We start from the raw sequence: 17,733 nt of genomic DNA on the forward strand, positions 1-17,733 counted from the left end.
CGGAGCCGGCGGGTCAGTTGAGCGGCACGATGTCCGGCGCCCCCAGGCGCGCCGCGTCCGCCGTCAGGTCGTCCGGCTGGCGCTGCGACTCCCGCTCGGCCTCCACCCGCTTCTCGTAGTGCTGCACCTCGCGCTCGATCTGGTCCTTGTCCCAGCCGAGGACGGGCGCCATCAGCTCGGCGCACTCCCGGGCGCTGCGGGTGCCTCGGTCGAACGTCTCGATGGAGATGCGGGTGCGCCGGGTCAGCACGTCGTCGAGGTGGCGGGCGCCCTCGTGCGACGCGGCGTAGACGATCTCGGCCTTGAGGTAGTCGTCGGCGCCCGGTAGCGGCTCGCCCAGCTTCGGGTCCGCGGTGATGAGTTCGAGCACCTCCTCGGCCAGCGATCCGAACCGGTTCAACAGGTGCTCGACGCGCACCACATGAAGGCCCGTCCGGGCGGCGATCCTCGCGCGGGCGTTCCACAGCGCCTTGTACCCCTCGGCGCCGACGAGCGGGATGTCCTCCGTGACACACTCGGCGACCCGCTGGTCGAGGCCGTGCACCGCCTCGTCGACGGCGTCCTTGGCCATCACGCGGTACGTCGTGTACTTGCCGCCGGCGACGACGACCAGGCCGGGCGCCGGGTGGGCGACCGTGTGCTCCCGCGACAGCTTGCTGGTGGCGTCCGACTCACCGGCGAGCAGCGGGCGCAGGCCCGCGTACACCCCCTGGACGTCGTCCCGGGAGAGCGGGACGGCGAGCACGGAGTTCACGTGCTCCAGGAGGTAGTCGATGTCGGCGCTGGAGGCGGCCGGGTGGGCCTTGTCGAGGTCCCAGTCGGTGTCGGTCGTGCCCACGATCCAGTGCCGCCCCCACGGGATGACGAAGAGGACGCTCTTCTCGGTGCGCAGGATCAGTCCGGTGCTCGCGTTGATCCGGTCCTTCGGTACGACCAGATGGATGCCCTTGGACGCCCTGACGTGGAACTGGCCGCGCTCGCCGACCATCGCCTGGGTGTCGTCCGTCCACACGCCGGTGGCGTTGACGATCTGCTTGGCGCGGATCTCGTACTCCCCGCCGCCCTCCACGTCCTGCACCCGGGCGCCGACGACGCGCTCGCCCTCGCGCAGGAAGCCGGTGACCTTCGCGCGGTTGGCGACCTTCGCGCCGTACGCCGAAGCGGTGCGGACCAAGGTGGCCACGTAGCGCGCGTCGTCCATCTGGGCGTCGTAGTACTGCATGGCGCCGACCAGGGCGTCCTTCTTCAGACAGGGGGCCACACGCAGGGCGTGGCGGCGCGTCAGATGGCGGTGCATGGGCAGGCCCCGGCCGTGCCCGCGGGACATCGACATCGCGTCGTAGAGGGCGACGCCCGAGCCCGCGTACAACCTCTCCCAGCCCTTGTGCTGCAAGGGGTAGAGGAACGGCACCGGCTTCACGAGATGCGGGGCGAGCCGCTCCAGGAGCAGGCCGCGCTCCTTCAGCGCCTCCCGGACGAGCGCGAAGTCGAGCATCTCCAGATAGCGCAGGCCGCCGTGGATCAGCTTGCTGGACCGGCTGGAGGTCCCCGAGGCCCAGTCCCGCGCCTCGACCAGGCCGGTGGACAGGCCTCGGGTCACCGCGTCCAGGGCGGTGCCCGCGCCGACCACGCCCGCGCCCACCACCAGGACGTCCAGCTCCCGCTCGGCCATTCCCGCAAGTGACCCGGCGCGCTCCGCCGGCCCCAGTGTCGCTGTCCTCACCGCTGCCTCCCGCATGGATCGGGTGTGGTCGGACTCACATCATGCCCAGATTTCCCCGCCGCCCGCTGATCGCGGCCGCCGCCTGTGGACAACACTCCGGAACCCCACGCCGCGCAATACCGCAAATCGGTCATATTTACTCCTAGTCTGACATTGCGCTGGTCCGCCTTGTCCACAGGACTTGCGCACTCGTCTCACTCCGGCTATTGGGAGGACGGCCCACCGCCATGCCCGCAGATCTCGCCGTCATCGGTCTCGGCCACCTCGGCCTGCCCCTCGCCCAGGCCGCCGTCGCACGCGGCATCGCCACCATCGGCTACGACCCCGTCCGCGCCGCCGACCTGGCCGGCGGCAGGCTGCCCTGCGACGGCGCCGAATCCACCCTCACCGCCGCCGACGTCCGCCGGATGCTCTCGGGGGGCTTCCGGCCGACCGTCAACCCGGCCGAGCTCGGCCGGGTCCGCACCGCCGTCATCTGCGCCCCCACCCCGCCCGCCGCCGACCGCTCGCTCGACCTGAGCCAGGTCGCCGAGGCCGCCCGGGCGCTGGCCGCGCGGCTGCGCCCGCACACCACCGTGATCCTGGAGTCGCCCGCGTACCCGGGCAGCACGGAGGAATTCCTCCGCCCCCTCCTCGAAGCGGGCTCCGGCCTGCGCGCGGGGCGCGACTTCCACCTCGCGTACTCCCCCGGCCGCCTCGACCCGGGCAACCGCGCCCACGGCTACGCCGGCACCCCCAAGGTCATCGGCGGCCTCACCCCGGCCTGCACCGAATCGGCCGCCGCCTTCTACGGCCGCCTCACCGACAAGGTCGTCCGCGCCCGCGGCCCCCGCGAGGCCGAGACCGTGCACCTCCTGGAGACCAACTACCGGCACGTCAACATGGCCCTGGTCAACGAGATGGCGGTGCTCTGCCACGACATGGGCATCGACCTGTGGGACGTCATCCGCTGCGCCGAGACCAAGCCGTTCGGCTTCCAGGCCTTCCGCCCGGGGCCCGGCGTCGGCGGCCACGGCGTCCCCCTGGACATCCCGGGACCGGCCCGCGGCGCCCGCCCCCTGCGCATGGTCGAGCTGGCCCAGCAGGTCAACGACCGCATGCCGCAGTACGTCATCCAGCGCTCGGCGACCCTCCTCAACGAGCACGGCAAGTCCGCCCGCGGCGCCCGCGTCCTGCTCCTCGGCGTCACCTACAAGCCCGACCTCGCCGACCAACAGGGCGCCCCCGCACAGGAAGTGGCGACCCGTCTCATGGAGCTCGGCGCGGCCGTCAGCTACCACGACCCCTACGTGCCCACCTGGAGCGTGCTCGGCCGCCCCGTTCCGCGCGCGGACTCGCTCTACGAGGCGGCGGCCGACGCCGACCTGACGATCCTGCTCCAGCACCACCGCACGTACGACCTGCAAGGCCTGGCCGTGAAGGCCCAACTGCTCCTCGACACCCGGGGCGCGACCCCGGCGGGCGCCGCGCACCGCCTGTGACCACGAGAAGGGCCCCGGTACAAAGTACCGGGGCCCTCTTCAGACGTCATACGTGCGGCGCGAGCGTCACCGCTTGTGCTGCGAGTCCGCGACCGTCACCTCGACGCGCTGGAACTCCTTGAGCTCGCTGTAGCCCGTCGTCGCCATCGCGCGGCGCAGCGCCCCGAAGAAGTTCATCGAGCCGTCCGGGATGTGCGAGGGGCCGGCGAGGATCTCCTCGGTCGTGCCGACCGTGCCCAGGTGGACCTTCTTGCCGCGCGGCACGTCCTCGTGGACGGCCTCCATGCCCCAGTGGTGGCCCTTGCCGGGCGCGTCCGTGGCGCGGGCCAGCGGGGAGCCCACCATCACGGAGTCCGCGCCGCACGCGATGGCCTTGGGCAGGTCGCCGGACCAGCCCACGCCGCCGTCGGCGATGACGTGCACGTACCGGCCGCCGGACTCGTCCATGTAGTCACGGCGGGCGGCCGCGACGTCGGCGACGGCGGTGGCCATCGGCACCTGGATGCCCAGGACGTTGCGCGTGGTGTGCGCGGCGCCGCCGCCGAAGCCGACCAGGACGCCCGCGGCGCCGGTGCGCATCAGGTGCAGGGCCGCGGTGTACGTGGCGCAGCCGCCGACGATGACCGGGACGTCCAGCTCGTAGATGAACTGCTTCAGGTTCAGCGGCTCGGCGGCGCCGGAGACGTGCTCGGCGGAGACCGTGGTGCCGCGGATCACGAAGATGTCCACGCCGGCGTCCACGACGGCCTTGGAGAACTCGGCGGTGCGCTGCGGCGAGAGCGCGGCGGCGGTGACGACGCCCGCGTCGCGCACCTCCTTGATGCGCTGCCCGATCAGGTCGGCCTTGATGGGGGCCGCGTAGATCTCCTGGAGGCGCCGGGTCGCGGTCTCCGCGTCCAGCTCGGCGATCTCGTCGAGCAGCGGCTGCGGGTCCTCGTACCGCGTCCAGAGGCCCTCGAGGTTCAGGACGCCGAGGCCGCCCAGCTCACCGATGCGGATGGCGGTCTGCGGGGAGACCACCGAGTCCATGGGGGCCGCCAGGAAGGGCAGCTCGAAGCGGTAGGCGTCGATCTGCCACGCGATCGAGACCTCCTTCGGGTCGCGGGTGCGCCGGCTCGGTACGACGGCGATGTCGTCGAAGGCGTACGCGCGGCGGCCGCGCTTGCCGCGCCCGATCTCGATCTCAGTCACGTTGTGGGGCCTTTCCCTCTTGGTCTGCCCGTCCAGTATCCCCGACGCACACGGAAGGGGCGGTCCCGGTCGATCCGGGGCCGCCCCTGCCAGGCGCGCGTGAGCCGGGAGACTACTTGGTCCGGCTGTAGTTCGGCGCTTCGACCGTCATCTGGATGTCGTGCGGGTGGCTCTCCTTGAGACCCGCGGACGTGATGCGGACGAAACGGCCCTTGCTCTCCATCTGGTCGATACTCGCCGCGCCGACATAGCCCATCGTCTGGCGCAGTCCGCCGACGAGCTGGTGGAGCACGTTGGCCAGCGGGCCGCGGTAGGGCACCTGGCCCTCGATGCCCTCGGGCACGAGCTTGTCGTCGGAGGAGACCTCGGCCTGGAAGTACCGGTCCTTGGAGTACGACCTGCCCTGGCCACGGGACTGCATGGCGCCGAGCGAGCCCATGCCGCGGTACGACTTGAACTGCTTGCCGTTGATGAACATCAGCTCACCCGGCGACTCCTCGCAGCCCGCGAGCAGCGAGCCGAGCATCACGGTGTCGGCGCCGGCGGCGAGCGCCTTGCCGATGTCGCCGGAGTACTGGAGGCCGCCGTCGCCGATGACCGGCACGCCGGCCGCACGGGCCGCGACCGCTGCCTCGTAGATCGCGGTGACCTGCGGAACGCCGATGCCCGCGACCACGCGGGTGGTGCAGATCGAGCCCGGCCCGACGCCCACCTTGACGCCGTCGACACCGGCGTCGATCAGGGCCTGCGCGCCGTCGCGGGTGGCGACGTTGCCGCCGATCACGTCGACGCCCACGCTCGACTTGATCTTCGACATCCAGCTCAGGGCGTTGCTGTTGTGGCCGTGGGAGGTGTCGACGATCAGGAAGTCGACCCCGGCTCCGGCCAGCGCCTGGGCGCGCTCGAGCGCCTCGGGGCTGGCGCCGACGGCGGCACCGACGAGCAGCCTGCCCTCGGCGTCCTTGGCCGCGTTCGGGTACTGCTCGGCCTTCTTGAAGTCCTTGACCGTGATGAGGCCCTTGAGCCGCCCCGCGTCGTCGACCAGCGGCAGCTTCTCGATCTTGTGGCGGCGCAGCAGCTCCATGGCGTCCACGCCGGAGATGCCGACCTTGCCCGTGACCAGCGGCATGGGCGTCATGACCTCGCGGACCTGACGGCTGCGGTCGTTCTCGAAGGCCATGTCGCGGTTGGTGACGATGCCGAGCAGCTTGCCCGCCGCGTCGGTCACCGGGACACCGCTGATGCGGAACTTCGCGCAGAGGGCGTCGGCCTCGGCGAGCGTCGCGTCGGGGTGCACCGTGATCGGGTCGGTGACCATGCCGGACTCGGAGCGCTTCACGAGGTCGACCTGGTTGACCTGGTCCTCGATGGAGAGGTTGCGGTGCAGGACGCCGACACCGCCCTGGCGGGCCATGGCGATGGCCATGCGGGCCTCGGTGACCTTGTCCATCGCCGCGGAGAGCAGCGGGATGTTCACCCGGACGTTCCTGGAGATGCGGGACGAGGTGTCGACCGCGTTGGGAAGCACTTCCGACGCGCCCGGCAGCAGCAGCACGTCGTCGTAGGTCAGCCCGAGTGTCGCGAACTTCTCGGGCACTCCGTCGACGTTTGCAGTCATGACACCTTCCCCAAATGGCCTTGATCGGTGCGGATGTCCATGCTAACGGCCAGCGCGGGTGTCTCATTCCACGAGCAAGATCATCGGAAGGCTTGGTACGTTCACACGTACGCACCCCGGACGCACCCGGCGGGGTTCCTACGGGGGTTCCTACTGCTCGGCGAGCGCCCGCAGCCGGCTCAGCGCCCGGTGCTGCGCGACCCGCACCGCGCCGGGTGACATGCCCAACATCTGGCCCGTCTCCTCGGCCGTGAGACCGACCGCGATCCGCAGGAGCAGCAGCTCGCGCTGGTTGTCCGGGAGGTTGGCGAGGAGCTTCTTGGCCCACTCCGCGTCGCTGCTGAGCAGCGCGCGCTCCTCCGGGCCGAGCGAGTCGTCGGGCCGCTCGGGCATCTCGTCGGAGGGCACGGCGGTGGAGCCGGGATGGCGCATCGCCGCGCGCTGCAGGTCGGCCACCTTGTGCGCCGCGATCGCGAAGACGAAGGCCTCGAAGGGGCGCCCGGTGTCCTTGTAGCGCGGCAGCGCGAGGAGTACGGCGACGCAGACCTCCTGCGCCAGGTCCTCCACGAAGTGCCGTGCGTCACCCGGCAGTCGGGACAGCCGGGTGCGGCAGTAGCGCAGGGCCAGGGGGTGCACATGGGCGAGAAGGTCGTGCGTGGCCTGCTCGTCGCCTTCGACGGCGCGAAGGACGAGGGCACCAATCACCGTCGTCTTGTCATCGCGCATCGGTCCATGGTGCCTTGGCGGCGACTGGTCCGCGGCACCGCGTCCGTAGTTGTGCACTGAAGCGTTATGAGCAGGTGCGCCGGAACTCATCTCCTGCGCCCTCCCCTCCCGCTCGATCGACTCGTCCCCGAGGAACTCCACATCTCAAGGATGCGGCATCGGCGGCGAAACAAGCAGCGGCGGGCGTCGGTCGCCCCGCCCACCACACGGCGGGCGGGGATCGCGGGCCCCCCGCGGCGGCACATTCAGCGGACCAGACCCCAGCGGAAACCGAGCGCCACCGCGTGGGCGCGGTCCGAGGCGCCGAGCTTCTTGAACAGCCGCCTGGCGTGCGTCTTCACGGTGTCCTCGGAGAGGAAGAGCTCGCGCCCGATCTCCGCGTTCGAACGGCCGTGGCTCATGCCTTCGAGCACCTGGATCTCCCGCGCGGTGAGGGTGGGCGCGGCGCCCATCTCGGCCGAGCGCAGTCTGCGCGGGGCGAGCCGCCACGTCGGGTCGGCGAGCGCCTGCGTGACGGTCGCGCGCAGCTCGGCGCGCGAGGCGTCCTTGTGCAGATAGCCGCGGGCACCGGCGGCGACCGCGAGCGCGACCCCGTCCAGGTCCTCGGCGACGGTGAGCATGATGATGCGCGCACCGGGGTCGGCGGACAGCAGCCGCCGGACGGTCTCGACGCCGCCCAGGCCGGGCATGCGCACGTCCATCAGAATCAGGTCGGAGCGGTCGGCGCCCCAGCGGCGGAGGACTTCCTCGCCGTTGGCCGCTGTCGTCACGCGCTCGACACCGGGCACGGTCGCGACCGCGCGGCGGAGCGCCTCTCGGGCAAGCGGGGAGTCGTCGCAGACGAGGACCGATGTCATGACTGTCCTCCGCGGCTCTCACAGCTGCTGCGCGTCACCTTGAGCCTCCAGGCTGGTACATATTCGTCACCTGTGCGGTTGACGCTCTCGGACACCTGCCCGAGCGCTTCTTCTTTCAACCGCCTCGCACTCTCAACGACGGTCACCCGAAAGAGTTACGGGGCAGTCAGCCACCTTCGGCACTCTACGTGAGGGCGCGGACACAGAGCAGAGCGCGCGGGAGACCCTCAACCTTTCATCACAAGCTATGCCCCATTTAGCGGCTTTTCTTCCCTTTTCCTGGTGTCTGTGGCTAGATTCGCAATGAGTCATATTTTCATCTCCTTAGACAGTAGATGTACGGTCATGGGCACCGTATCCGCGTCAGAACGGCACCAAGGGGACCAGCAATGGCAGATTTCTCCCGCCTTCCCGGACCGAACGCAGATCTGTGGGACTGGCAGCTCCTCGCGGCCTGCCGCGGGGTCGACAGCTCGCTCTTCTTCCACCCGGAGGGCGAGCGGGGAGCGGCGCGCAGTGCTCGTGAGAACTCCGCCAAGGAGGTCTGCATGCGGTGCCCGGTGCGCGCGGAGTGCGCCGCTCACGCGCTCGCGGTGCGCGAGCCGTACGGCGTGTGGGGCGGGCTGACCGAGGACGAGCGCGAAGAGCTCATGGGGCGGGCGCGCAACCGCCTGGTCACGACGTCGCCGGCCACGGCGGGCAGCGGCGTCTCGCACACCGCCGTGTCCCACCACGCCGTTTCGCATGGCGCCGTTTCGCAGGGTGCCGTGTCCCACAGCGCCGTGTCGCACAGCTGAAGGAACGTTTCTTCGAACGAATGCCCGCGCAGGCCCGCGCAGGGTGCCGATCAGCGGGCGGCGGCCCGCGCGAGATGGTCCAGCGTGGCGGCGACGGCCGGCACCTGTGCCAGATCCGGCAGCGTGAGCGCGACGATCTCGCGCCGCACGGGGGGTTCCACCGTCACGGTGCGGGCGCCCATGGGGCGCACCGACTCGATCGCGAGCTCGGGCAGCACCGCCACTCCCAGGCCGGCGCCGACCAGGCCGATCACCGCCGGATAGTCGTCGGTCGCGAAGTCGATCCGGGGCACGAAGCCCGCGCTCTCGCAGACCTCCACCAGTTGCCTGCGGCAGCGGGGGCAGCCCGCGATCCACGACTCGTCGGCGAACTCCCCGATGGTGACCGACTCCGCGCCGGCGAGCCGGTGCCCCTCGGGCACGAGACCGACGAGCCGGTCCGCGAGCAGCGGCCGTACGACGAGGTCGCTCCACTCCTCCGGGCCGGTCGCCCCCTCGTACCGGAAGGCGAGCGCGACGTCGCAGTCGCCCTCGCGCAGCATCTCGACCGAGCGCGGCGGCTCGGCCTCCACGAGGGAGACGCGGGTGCCGGGGTGGGCGGCGCGCAGTGCGGCGAGGGCGCAGGGGACGAGGGTGGAGCTGCCGCTGGGGAAGGAGACGAGCCGGACCCGGCCGGCGCGCAGGCCGGCGATGGCGGCGACCTCCTCCTCCGCGGCGGTGAGCCCGGCGAGGATGCCCGAGGCGTGCCGGACCAGCGCCTCGCCGGCCTGGGTCAGCCGCATCTCGCGGCCGGTGCGGATCAGCAGCGGCGTGCCGGTGGAGGATTCGAGGGCCTTCATCTGCTGGCTGACGGCGGGCTGGGTGCAGCCGAGCTCGCGGGCGGCGGCGGAGAAGGAGCCGGTGGCGCTCACGGCGCGCAGCACGCGGAGATGTCGGGCCTCGATCATGTTTCGAGCATAAGCGAGGCTTGGGCGCGGTGCGAAATACCGTCGAACAACTTTGAGGGGGGTGCGCGCGAAAGGCCCTAGCCTGCTTGCCATGGAGCTTCTTTCGGTAAACGCGGGCCGCCGCACGGCCGTCGACTACACCTCGTCCCCCACCGGCCGCACCGCCATCGACAAGCGGCCGGTGCGCGGCCCCGTCCTGGTGACCGCGCCGGGCGCGAAGGGTGTCGGCGGCAGCGGCGTGGCCGGTGACGAGATCGGGGACCTGCGTCACCACGGCGGCACCGACCAGGCGGTGTACGCGTACGCCCGCGAGGACCTCGACGTGTGGGAGCGGACCCTCGGACGGCCGCTGCCCGACGGCACGTTCGGCGAGAACCTCACGACGTCCGGGGTCGACGTGAACGGCGCGCGGATCGGCGAGCGCTGGCGGATCGGCTCCGACCTGGTGCTCGAGGTGACGAGCGGGCGCATTCCCTGCCGTACGTTCCAGGGCCATCTCGGTGAGACGGGGTGGGTGAAGCGGTTCACCGGGGAGCGCGCTCCTGGCGCGTATCTGCGGGTGATCGAGCCGGGTGAGATACGGGCCGGGGACGCGATCGCGATCGTGCACCGGCCGGAGCACGAGGTCACCGTCGCCCTGCAGTTCCGCGCCATCACGACCGAGACGTCGCTGCTGCCGCGGCTGCTCGCGGCGGGAGACGCCCTGCACCCCGAGACGGCCGAGCGCGCCCGCGCGTATGTGGCGCGGCAGGCCGCCCAGGATCTCGTGGGCTGAGGCCGGCCCGTCCCCGGCCGCCCGTCCGCACACCACGGCGGCCGTCCGACGCCGCCGCCCCTGGTCCGTGGGCACCTGCCCAGGTCCGTGGCCGCCTGCCCTGGTCCGTGGCCGCGGTTCGCGTCACTAGCCTTGGTCCATGACTACGGCTCTGATTACGGGATCAACCGCCGGCATCGGCGCCGCCTTCGCGCGGCGCCTCGCCGGTGACGGCCACAACCTCGTCCTGGTGGCGCGCGACACCAAGCGGCTGCGGGAGCAGGCGACCGAGCTGCACGACCGGCACGGCATCGAGGCGGAGGTGCTGACCGCCGACCTCGCGACGGACGCCGGCATCGAGGCGGTCGAGAAGCGCCTCGCCCGCCGCAGGGACCCGGTCGACCTGCTGATCAACAACGCCGGGTTCGGCAACAAGGGCCGCTATCTCGAGGTCTCGATGGCCGACGAGCTCACCATGCTCAAGGTGCACTGCGAGGCGGTGCTGCGGCTGACGTCGGCGGCGGCGGAGTCGATGCGGGAGCGCGGCAGGGGCGGTGTGGTGAACGTCGCGTCGGTGGCGGCGTTCGTGCCGCGCGGGACGTACGGGGCCTCGAAGGCGTGGGTCGTGCAGTTCACCCAGGGCGCGGCGAAGGACCTGGCGGGTTCGGGGGTACGGCTGATGGCGCTGTGCCCCGGTTTCGTACGGACCGAGTTCCACGAGCGCGCCGGGATGGGCACGTCCAACATCCCGGGCTGGATGTGGCTCGACGCGGACAAGCTGGTCGCGGCGGCGCTGGCCGACTTGGCGCGGGGCCGGACCGTGTCCATTCCCGATCCGCGCTACAAGGCCCTGATGGGCGTGGTGAAGGTGACGCCGCGGGCGCTGCTGGGTGGGGTGACGTCGCGTACGGGCCGTAAGTATGGCCCCCAGTAGCCCTGCCGGGGTGGCGCGTCTGCGGGGTTCCTCACCGTCGCCGAGTGCGAGTTGCCTTCGGCTGGTCGCGCAGTTCCCCGCGCCCCTGAGACGACTTCGGTGAGCGCCCCGTAAGGGGCGCGGGGAACTGCGCGAGGACGGACCACGACCCGCACCCGGCAAGGGAGCGCAACCCGGCACACGCACCCCCGAAAAGGCCCGAGGCCCGGCTCCCTGTGCAGGGAACCGGGCCTCGGGCAACTCAGGTCAGTGAGAGTGACCGTGCCCGTGGCCGTGACCGGCCTCCGCCTCTTCCTCGGCCGGCTTCTCGACGACCAGGGTCTCGGTCGTGAGGAGCAGCGACGCGATGGACGCGGCGTTCTCGAGCGCGGAGCGGGTGACCTTGACCGGGTCGATGACGCCGGCCTTGACCAGGTCGCCGTACTCGCCGGTCGCGGCGTTGAAGCCGAAGCCCTTGTCGAGCTCGGCGACCTTCGAGGTGATGACGTAGCCCTCGAGGCCGGCGTTCTCGGCGATCCAGCGCAGCGGCTCGACGGCGGCGCGGCGGACGACGGCGACACCGGTGGCCTCGTCGCCCTCCTTGCCGAGGTTGCCCTCGAGGACCTTGACGGCGTGCACCAGGGCGGAGCCACCACCGGAGACGATGCCCTCCTCGACCGCGGCGCGGGTCGCGGAGATGGCGTCCTCCAGACGGTGCTTCTTCTCCTTCAGCTCCACCTCGGTGGCGGCGCCGACCTTGATGACGCACACGCCGCCGGCCAGCTTCGCGAGGCGCTCCTGGAGCTTCTCGCGGTCCCAGTCGGAGTCCGTGGCGTCGATCTCGGCCTTGATCTGGGCGACGCGGCCCTCGACCTCGGCCTTGTTGCCGCCACCGTCGACGATGGTGGTGTCGTCCTTGGTGATGGTGACGCGGCGGGCGGTGCCGAGCACGTCGAGACCGACCTGGTCGATCTTGAGGCCGACCTCTTCGGCGATGACGGTGCCGCCGGTGAGGGTGGCGATGTCACCGAGCATGGCCTTGCGGCGGTCGCCGAAGCCGGGGGCCTTCACCGCGACGGCGTTGAAGGTGCCGCGGATCTTGTTCACGACCAGGGTCGACAGGGCCTCGCCCTCGACGTCCTCGGCGATGATCAGGAGCGGCTTCGAGGCGTTGGCCTGGATGACCTTCTCGAGCAGCGGCAGGAGGTCCTGGATGGAGGAGATCTTGCCCTGGTGGATCAGGATGTACGGGTCGTCGAGGACGGCCTCCATACGCTCCTGGTCGGAGACCATGTACGGCGACAGGTAGCCCTTGTCGAAGGCCATGCCCTCGGTGAAGTCGAGCTCCAGGCCGAAGGTGTTGGACTCCTCGACGGTGATGACACCGTCCTTGCCGACCTTGTCCATCGCCTCGGCGATGAGCTCGCCGACCTGCGGGTCCTGGGCCGACAGACCGGCGACGGCCGCGATGTCGGCCTTGTCGTCGATCGGACGGGCGGTGGCGAGCAGCTCCTGGGAGACGGCCGCGACGGCGGCGTCGATGCCCTTCTTCAGGGCGGCCGGAGAGGCGCCGGCGGCGACGTTGCGCAGGCCTTCCTTGACCAGGGCCTGGGCGAGCACGGTGGCGGTGGTGGTGCCGTCACCCGCGATGTCGTTGGTCTTGGTCGCCACCTCCTTCACCAGCTGGGCGCCGAGGTTCTCGTACGGGTCGTCGACCTCGACCTCACGGGCGATGGTGACGCCGTCGTTGGTGATGGTCGGGGCACCGAACTTCTTGTCGATGACGACGTTGCGGCCGCGGGGGCCGATCGTCACCTTGACGGTGTCGGCAAGCTTGTTGACGCCGCGCTCAAGGGCGCGACGGGCGTCCTCGTCGAACTTCAGGATCTTCGCCATGGGAGCGGTTCAGCCCTCTCGGAAACTCAGGGGGGTCCGGGGGAACCCCCGGAATGTTCAGCAACGAACTGCGCCCCTCGCCGCCCGGCAGAGAGCGGGGTGACCAGGGGCGCAGCTCAGAAAGCAAATGCTGGGTGAATTACTTCTCGACGATCGCGAGCACGTCGCGAGCCGAGAGGACGAGGTACTCGTCGCCGTTGTACTTCACCTCGGTGCCGCCGTACTTGCTGTACAGCACGACATCGCCGACCTTCACGTCGAGCGGCAGGCGCTCGCCGTTCTCGAAACGCCCCGGGCCCACGGCGAGGACAGCGCCCTCCTGGGGCTTCTCCTTCGCGGTGTCCGGAATGACCAGGCCGGAGGCCGTGGTCTGCTCGGCGTCGAGCGGCTGGACCACAATGCGGTCCTCGAGCGGCTTGATGGCAACCTTGGAGCTGGCGGTCGTCACGATCCGGTCTCCCCCTTCGGAGATCTCACGGGGTTAAGAGTCTGAGTGTGGCGACCAGGTGGATCCGTCGTCGCGGGTGCCGGACCTGCCCGTCGCTGTTGGCACTCTCCAGTGGGGAGTGCCAGAAGTGAGACTAGGACGGGGATTAGCACTCGGTCAAGCGGAGTGCCAGTCGACTGCGTCTGGCTTTAGCGGATGTTCGTTGCCCTGGGCCGGGCGGGCGGGGGGTTTTCCCCTTTGGGGCAACGGTTCTCTGCGTCCTTGGGTTCCCTGGCTGCGAATCGTGGGGCCCTGGTTCCTGTGGCCCTGCACCGGGGGCTGTGCCCACCCGTTCCTCCCCCAGTGCCTCAAGGGCCTGGGGGGACCCCCATGGGAACGCCTGCCCACAGCGGGATGCGCCTGGCTCCGGCGTGGAGGTGGCGGGGGGCGCGGGCAGGTGTGGGCCTGGGCCCAAGGGCAGGTTTGGGGCCGGGGTCGGTCTGTGGGGGAGTTTTTGGGTGGCTTTTCTCGTCAGGCGTTCGATCGGGTCCACGGATTCCGCGCAGCCCGAGAGGAGTGCGGGCGCGAGCAGGCCGCACAGGAGGGCTCCGGCGAGGAGACGGCGGCGGCGCGCTCGCGCCCGGGGGGTCACAGGTAGTCCTCCAGGCGGGCCACCGCGTAGCCCCGGTCCGTGACCGTCTTCATGACCCGGCGGACCATGTCGGGCATCGTGCCCTTCCAGTCCTCACGTCCCCGGAAGTGCGTGAGGATGATGTCGCCGGGGTGCAGGTCCTTGTCCCACTCGCGCCACTCCATGTGGTCGCTGAAGGCCTCCGACGCCCACAGCGGCACCGCCTTGACGCCGCAGGACTTGGCGGCGCGCAGCGTGTCCCGGTTGTAGTTGCCGTACGGCGGGCGGAAGAGTTCGGGCCGCTTGCCGTAGTGCTTCTGGATGACGTTCTGCATGTCGCAGATCTCGTGGCGCTGGTCCTCGTACGAGAGTCCGGGCAGGTAGCGGTGGTGCAGCGTGTGGTTGTTCAGGGTGACGCCGCGGTCCTGCATCTTCTTGAAGTAGCCGTAGTCCTCCTTGACCAGGTAGTCGCTGAGGAACGCGGTGTACGGCAGGTGCAGCTCGCCCATCATCTTCAGCAGCTGCGGGTCCTTCTCGGCGCCGTCGTCGATGGTCAGGAAGACGACCTTGTCCTTGGTGGGGATCGTCGTGAAGACCGGCGGCAGGCTCGCCTGGCCCTTGACCTCGAAGCCCTTGCGGGTGGTGAGCTTCGGCTTGGTGCGGGGCGGCGGGGGCGCGGGGAGCGGGACCTTCGCCAGGCCCCAGCGCTTGGTCGCCGCGACGCGGGCCGCCTGGATCGCGCCGAGCTTCTGGGCGTAGGAGTCGAGGGCGCGGGCGGGCGGCGCCTTGAGCGGCTGCTGGCCGTGGGCGCCGCGCGCACCCTCGGAGTCGCCGCCGGCGCAGCCCGACACGATCGCCGACGCGGCCAGGACGGCCACCGCGGCACGCACCTGGTTCTTCCGTCTTCTGGCGTATTTCCCTGTTTGTCGTACTAGTTGCATGGCGCCGGATCCTCGCAGCTGACGGCCGCCTCCGGGGTCCGACACCGCCGTCGGCCGCGCACCATCCACCGACTGGCCCACAATGGGGCGGGTGAACGACCCGAACACGCCGAGCGGCCACCCTGCCGACCTGGGCGATCCCCTCGCCGCCTTCGCCGCCCTGCGCACCGCCGAGGGCCGGGCCCTGCTCGACGAAGTACGGGACGTCGAGCCCGCGCAGGAACTCGCCGCCGCCACCCGGCTGCGCCGCACGCACTCCGCGCCCCTGGTCTCGGCCGCCCTCGCGCAGGCGCGGCTGCGGCGGCGGGCCGCGGCGAAGTTCGGCGCCGAGGACGCGGCCCGGATGTTCTTCACGCCGAACGGCGTCGAGCAGTCCACCCGCTCCTCCGTCGCCGCGCACCGCGCCGCGCGCTTCCAGGCCCTCGGGGTGCGCTCGCTCGCCGATCTGTGCTGCGGCATCGGCGGCGACGCGCTCGCCCTCGCGCGGGCCGGCATCTCCGTGCTCGCCGTCGACCGTGACCCGCTGACCTGCGCCGTCGCCCGCGCCAACGCGGAGGCTCTGGGGCTCGCCGAGCTGATCGAGGTGCGCGAGGCCGACGTCACGGAGGTGGACACCTCCGCGTACGACGCGGTGTTCGTGGACCCGGCGCGGCGCTCGTCGGGGCGCGGCCGCATCTTCGACCCGGAGTCCTACTCGCCGCCCCTGTCCTGGGCGGTCGAGACGGCGCTCAAGGCCCCGCTCGCCGCCCTGAAGATCGCCCCCGGCATCCCGCACGAGGCGATCCCCGCCGCGGCGGGCGCCGAGTGGATCTCGGACGGCGGCGACGTGAAGGAGGCCGTGCTGTGGTTCGGCACGGACACCCCGGCCTCGCACCGCGCGACGCTCCTGCCCGGCGGCGCCACCCTGTGGTCCGCGCTCGACACGATGCTGCCCGACCCCGGGGTGCGTCCGGTCGGGCGCTATCTGTACGAGCCGGACGGCGCCGTCATCCGCGCCCACCTGGTCGCCGAGGTCGCGGCCCGGGTCGACGGCGGCCTGATCGACGAGACCATCGCGTACGTCACCTCCGACGCCCGGCACGACACCCCGTACGCCACCGCCTACGAGATCACCGACCAGCTGCCCTTCAACGTGAAGAAGCTGAAGGCGCTGCTGCGCGAGCGCGGGGTCGGGATCCTCACCGTGAAGAAGCGCGGGTCCGCCGTCGAGCCGGAGGAGCTGCGGCGCAAGGTGAAGCCGCAGGGGAAGAACGCCGCGACGGTCTTCCTGACGCGGGTGGCGGGCGCCCCGACGATGCTGATCGGCCACCCGGCCCCCTGAGGCCCGAGGCCCCGAAGGCCCGCCCGGGGGTGCCCTGGACCGGTCAGAGCCGGCAGGACGCCGCCCGTGCGAGCAGCAGCTCCCGTTCCCGTTCGTCGCCCGCCAGCGCCGCCGCCCGCTCGAACTCCGCGCAGGCCTCGCCCGCCCTGCCGAGCCGTTCGAGCAGGTCGCCGCGGACGCTGGGCAGCAGGTGGTGGTCGCGCAGGGCTCCTTCCGCGGTGAGCACGTCGACCAAGGAGAGACCCGGCTCCGGGCCCTGGGCCATCGAGACGGCGACCGCGCGGTTCAGCTCGACGACCGGGGACGGGCTGCGGGCGGCGAGCAGGCCGTACAGGACGGCGATCTGCCGCCAGTCGGTCTCCTCGTACGTGTCGGCCCGCGCGTGGCAGGCGGCGATGGCGGCCTGCAGCGCGTACGGGCCGAGCGCCCTGGACGACTCGGCCGTGCCGCGGGCCCGCGCGAGGGCCGCGTACCCGCGGCCGATCAGCGTCCGGTTCCAGCGGGCCCGGCTCTGCTCCTTGAGCAGCACCGCCTCGCCGGCCGGCCCGATGCGCGCCGCCGCGCGCGAGGCCTGCAGTTCGAGGAGGGCGGCCAGGCCGTGCGCCTCGGACTCCTCGGGCATCAGACCGGTGAGCACCCGGGCGAGGCGCAGGGCCTCCTCGCACAGGGACGGGCGCAGCCGGTCGTCGCCCGCCGTGGCGGCGCACCCCTCGTTGAAGATCAGGTGGACGACTTCGAGGACCGAGGCGAGGCGGGCGGCGCGCTCCGGGCCGCGGGGGACCTCGAAGGGGATGTCCTTGGCGGCGAGGATGCGTTTGGCGCGCACGAGGCGCTGGGCCACGGTCGGCTCGGCGGCGAGCACCGCGCGGGCGATCTCCGCGGTGGTCAGCCCGCCGAGCAGGCGCAGGGTGAGCGCCACGCGGGCCGCGGCGGAGAGCAGCGGGTGGCAGGCGGTGAAGACGAGGCGGAGCAGGTCGTCGTCGACGGCGTCGGGGCCGGCCGGATCGTCCGTGTGGGTCTGCAGGGTCTCCGGGTCGCGGCCGGCCTCCGCCAGCTTCTGCGCGTACCGCTCGCGGCGGCGCACCAGGTCGACGGCGCGGTGCTTGGCGGTGGCCATGAGCCAGGCGCCCGGGTTCTCCGGGACGCCCTGCGCGGGCCAGTGTGCGAGGGCCGCCACGAGGGCGTCCTGCGCGAGTTCCTCGGCGATGCCGACGTCTCGTACGATCCGGGTCACCCCGGCGATGATGCGGGGCGACTCGATGCGGAAAACGGTCTCGCAGATGTGGCGGGGCTGGCGGGGCTGCCGCTCCGGGGACGGGTGACGGGGGTGCTCCGGCGGATGGCTCACGGCCACCCATCAGAACACCCCCACGGACCGCCCGCAAAGGCTGGAAGCCGTTCCCCGACCGGTTGCGGCGGCTGCCGCGGGCCTGCCCTCGGGCCCGGCGGACCGCCCTCGGGGGCGTTGTCCCCCGTCGACGCGGATCATCGGCGGACGGCGCGGCACGGC

15 protein-coding genes are annotated in these 17,733 nt (G+C 71.7%); 5 read left to right on the forward strand and 10 right to left on the reverse strand.

Annotation, left to right across the window (positions count from 1 at the left end; all coding sequences use genetic code 11):
* Nucleotides 1-13 precede the first annotated feature (13 nt).
* Nucleotides 14-1,723 carry a glycerol-3-phosphate dehydrogenase/oxidase gene (locus ACZ6CV_RS08065; RefSeq protein WP_362363538.1) on the reverse strand — a complete coding sequence of 570 codons (1,710 nt, stop codon included), beginning with the start codon at nt 1,721-1,723 and terminating at the stop codon, nt 14-16.
* Between the two features lie 227 nt (nt 1,724-1,950).
* Here ACZ6CV_RS08065 and ACZ6CV_RS08070 point away from each other — a divergent pair, with 227 nt between their 5' ends.
* Complete coding sequence (locus ACZ6CV_RS08070) at nt 1,951-3,204, forward strand: nucleotide sugar dehydrogenase (RefSeq protein ID WP_362363535.1); 1,254 nt, start codon at nt 1,951-1,953, stop codon at nt 3,202-3,204.
* A gap of 66 nt (nt 3,205-3,270) precedes the next feature.
* Here the strand turns inward: ACZ6CV_RS08070 and ACZ6CV_RS08075 are convergent, their stop codons facing one another.
* The 4 genes from ACZ6CV_RS08075 to ACZ6CV_RS08090 all read right to left on the reverse strand — a co-directional run bounded on the left by ACZ6CV_RS08075 (nt 3,271) and on the right by ACZ6CV_RS08090 (nt 7,596).
* Nucleotides 3,271-4,395, reverse strand: coding sequence for a GuaB3 family IMP dehydrogenase-related protein (locus ACZ6CV_RS08075; RefSeq protein WP_362363532.1), 1,125 nt, complete (start codon nt 4,393-4,395; stop codon nt 3,271-3,273).
* 112 nt (nt 4,396-4,507) lie between these two features.
* Entirely contained in the window at nt 4,508-6,013 is a 1,506-nt protein-coding gene (gene guaB, locus ACZ6CV_RS08080; RefSeq protein WP_469250085.1) for an IMP dehydrogenase, read from the reverse strand.
* Nucleotides 6,014-6,163: 150 nt separating this feature from the next.
* Nucleotides 6,164-6,739: a sigma-70 family RNA polymerase sigma factor gene (locus ACZ6CV_RS08085; RefSeq protein ID WP_055563244.1), complete on the reverse strand. Its 576-nt coding sequence runs from the start codon at nt 6,737-6,739 to the stop codon at nt 6,164-6,166.
* Between the two features lie 245 nt (nt 6,740-6,984).
* Nucleotides 6,985-7,596, reverse strand: a complete 612-nt coding sequence (locus tag ACZ6CV_RS08090; protein ID WP_003948568.1) for a response regulator transcription factor — start codon at nt 7,594-7,596, stop codon at nt 6,985-6,987.
* Nucleotides 7,597-7,985: 389 nt separating this feature from the next.
* Between ACZ6CV_RS08090 and ACZ6CV_RS08095 the strand changes: the two genes are divergently transcribed.
* Entirely contained in the window at nt 7,986-8,393 is a 408-nt protein-coding gene (locus ACZ6CV_RS08095) for a WhiB family transcriptional regulator (protein WP_469250086.1), read from the forward strand.
* A 50-nt stretch (nt 8,394-8,443) separates the two neighbouring features.
* On the opposite strand, the gene ACZ6CV_RS08100 is transcribed toward ACZ6CV_RS08095, so the two are convergent.
* Entirely contained in the window at nt 8,444-9,340 is an 897-nt protein-coding gene (locus ACZ6CV_RS08100) for a LysR family transcriptional regulator (protein WP_362363523.1), read from the reverse strand.
* Between the two features lie 91 nt (nt 9,341-9,431).
* Here ACZ6CV_RS08100 and ACZ6CV_RS08105 point away from each other — a divergent pair, with 91 nt between their 5' ends.
* Together ACZ6CV_RS08105 and ACZ6CV_RS08110 are read left to right on the forward strand one after the other, a co-directional pair.
* Complete coding sequence (locus ACZ6CV_RS08105; protein ID WP_469250087.1) at nt 9,432-10,115, forward strand: MOSC domain-containing protein; 684 nt, start codon at nt 9,432-9,434, stop codon at nt 10,113-10,115.
* Between the two features lie 139 nt (nt 10,116-10,254).
* Nucleotides 10,255-11,028 carry an SDR family NAD(P)-dependent oxidoreductase gene (locus ACZ6CV_RS08110; protein ID WP_469250088.1) on the forward strand — a complete coding sequence of 258 codons (774 nt, stop codon included), beginning with the start codon at nt 10,255-10,257 and terminating at the stop codon, nt 11,026-11,028.
* Between the two features lie 246 nt (nt 11,029-11,274).
* Here the strand turns inward: ACZ6CV_RS08110 and groL are convergent, their stop codons facing one another.
* The 3 genes from groL to ACZ6CV_RS08125 form a co-directional block, all read right to left on the reverse strand.
* Nucleotides 11,275-12,903, reverse strand: a complete 1,629-nt coding sequence (gene groL / locus ACZ6CV_RS08115) for a chaperonin GroEL (protein WP_362363515.1) — start codon at nt 12,901-12,903, stop codon at nt 11,275-11,277.
* Between the two features lie 139 nt (nt 12,904-13,042).
* Nucleotides 13,043-13,351, reverse strand: coding sequence for a co-chaperone GroES (gene groES / locus ACZ6CV_RS08120; protein WP_006347174.1), 309 nt, complete (start codon nt 13,349-13,351; stop codon nt 13,043-13,045).
* Between the two features lie 627 nt (nt 13,352-13,978).
* A complete protein-coding gene (locus tag ACZ6CV_RS08125) occupies nt 13,979-14,902 on the reverse strand; it encodes a polysaccharide deacetylase family protein (RefSeq protein WP_469250089.1) in 924 nt (307 codons plus the stop codon).
* Between the two features lie 82 nt (nt 14,903-14,984).
* Here ACZ6CV_RS08125 and ACZ6CV_RS08130 point away from each other — a divergent pair, with 82 nt between their 5' ends.
* Nucleotides 14,985-16,223, forward strand: a complete 1,239-nt coding sequence (locus tag ACZ6CV_RS08130) for a class I SAM-dependent methyltransferase (RefSeq protein WP_469250090.1) — start codon at nt 14,985-14,987, stop codon at nt 16,221-16,223.
* A 43-nt stretch (nt 16,224-16,266) separates the two neighbouring features.
* Here the strand turns inward: ACZ6CV_RS08130 and ACZ6CV_RS08135 are convergent, their stop codons facing one another.
* The gene (locus ACZ6CV_RS08135) at nt 16,267-17,505 is read right to left on the reverse strand and encodes an RNA polymerase sigma factor (protein WP_469250311.1); all 1,239 of its coding nucleotides are present in this window, start codon (nt 17,503-17,505) and stop codon (nt 16,267-16,269) included.
* Nucleotides 17,506-17,733: the final 228 nt, after the last annotated feature.

Source organism: Streptomyces sp. NPDC041713, assembly GCF_055591085.1.

Coding starts and splice junctions, on each gene's coding strand:
- ACZ6CV_RS08070 (WP_362363535.1), top strand. CDS start 1,951: ATGCCCGCAGATCTCGCCGTCATCGGTCTCGGCCACCTCGGCCTGCCC.
- guaB (WP_469250085.1), bottom strand. CDS start 6,013: ATGACTGCAAACGTCGACGGAGTGCCCGAGAAGTTCGCGACACTCGGG.
- ACZ6CV_RS08085 (WP_055563244.1), bottom strand. CDS start 6,739: ATGCGCGATGACAAGACGACGGTGATTGGTGCCCTCGTCCTTCGCGCC.
- ACZ6CV_RS08090 (WP_003948568.1), bottom strand. CDS start 7,596: ATGACATCGGTCCTCGTCTGCGACGACTCCCCGCTTGCCCGAGAGGCG.
- ACZ6CV_RS08095 (WP_469250086.1), top strand. CDS start 7,986: ATGGCAGATTTCTCCCGCCTTCCCGGACCGAACGCAGATCTGTGGGAC.
- ACZ6CV_RS08100 (WP_362363523.1), bottom strand. CDS start 9,340: ATGATCGAGGCCCGACATCTCCGCGTGCTGCGCGCCGTGAGCGCCACC.
- ACZ6CV_RS08105 (WP_469250087.1), top strand. CDS start 9,432: ATGGAGCTTCTTTCGGTAAACGCGGGCCGCCGCACGGCCGTCGACTAC.
- ACZ6CV_RS08110 (WP_469250088.1), top strand. CDS start 10,255: ATGACTACGGCTCTGATTACGGGATCAACCGCCGGCATCGGCGCCGCC.
- groL (WP_362363515.1), bottom strand. CDS start 12,903: ATGGCGAAGATCCTGAAGTTCGACGAGGACGCCCGTCGCGCCCTTGAG.
- ACZ6CV_RS08125 (WP_469250089.1), bottom strand. CDS start 14,902: ATGCAACTAGTACGACAAACAGGGAAATACGCCAGAAGACGGAAGAAC.
- ACZ6CV_RS08130 (WP_469250090.1), top strand. CDS start 14,985: ATGGGGCGGGTGAACGACCCGAACACGCCGAGCGGCCACCCTGCCGAC.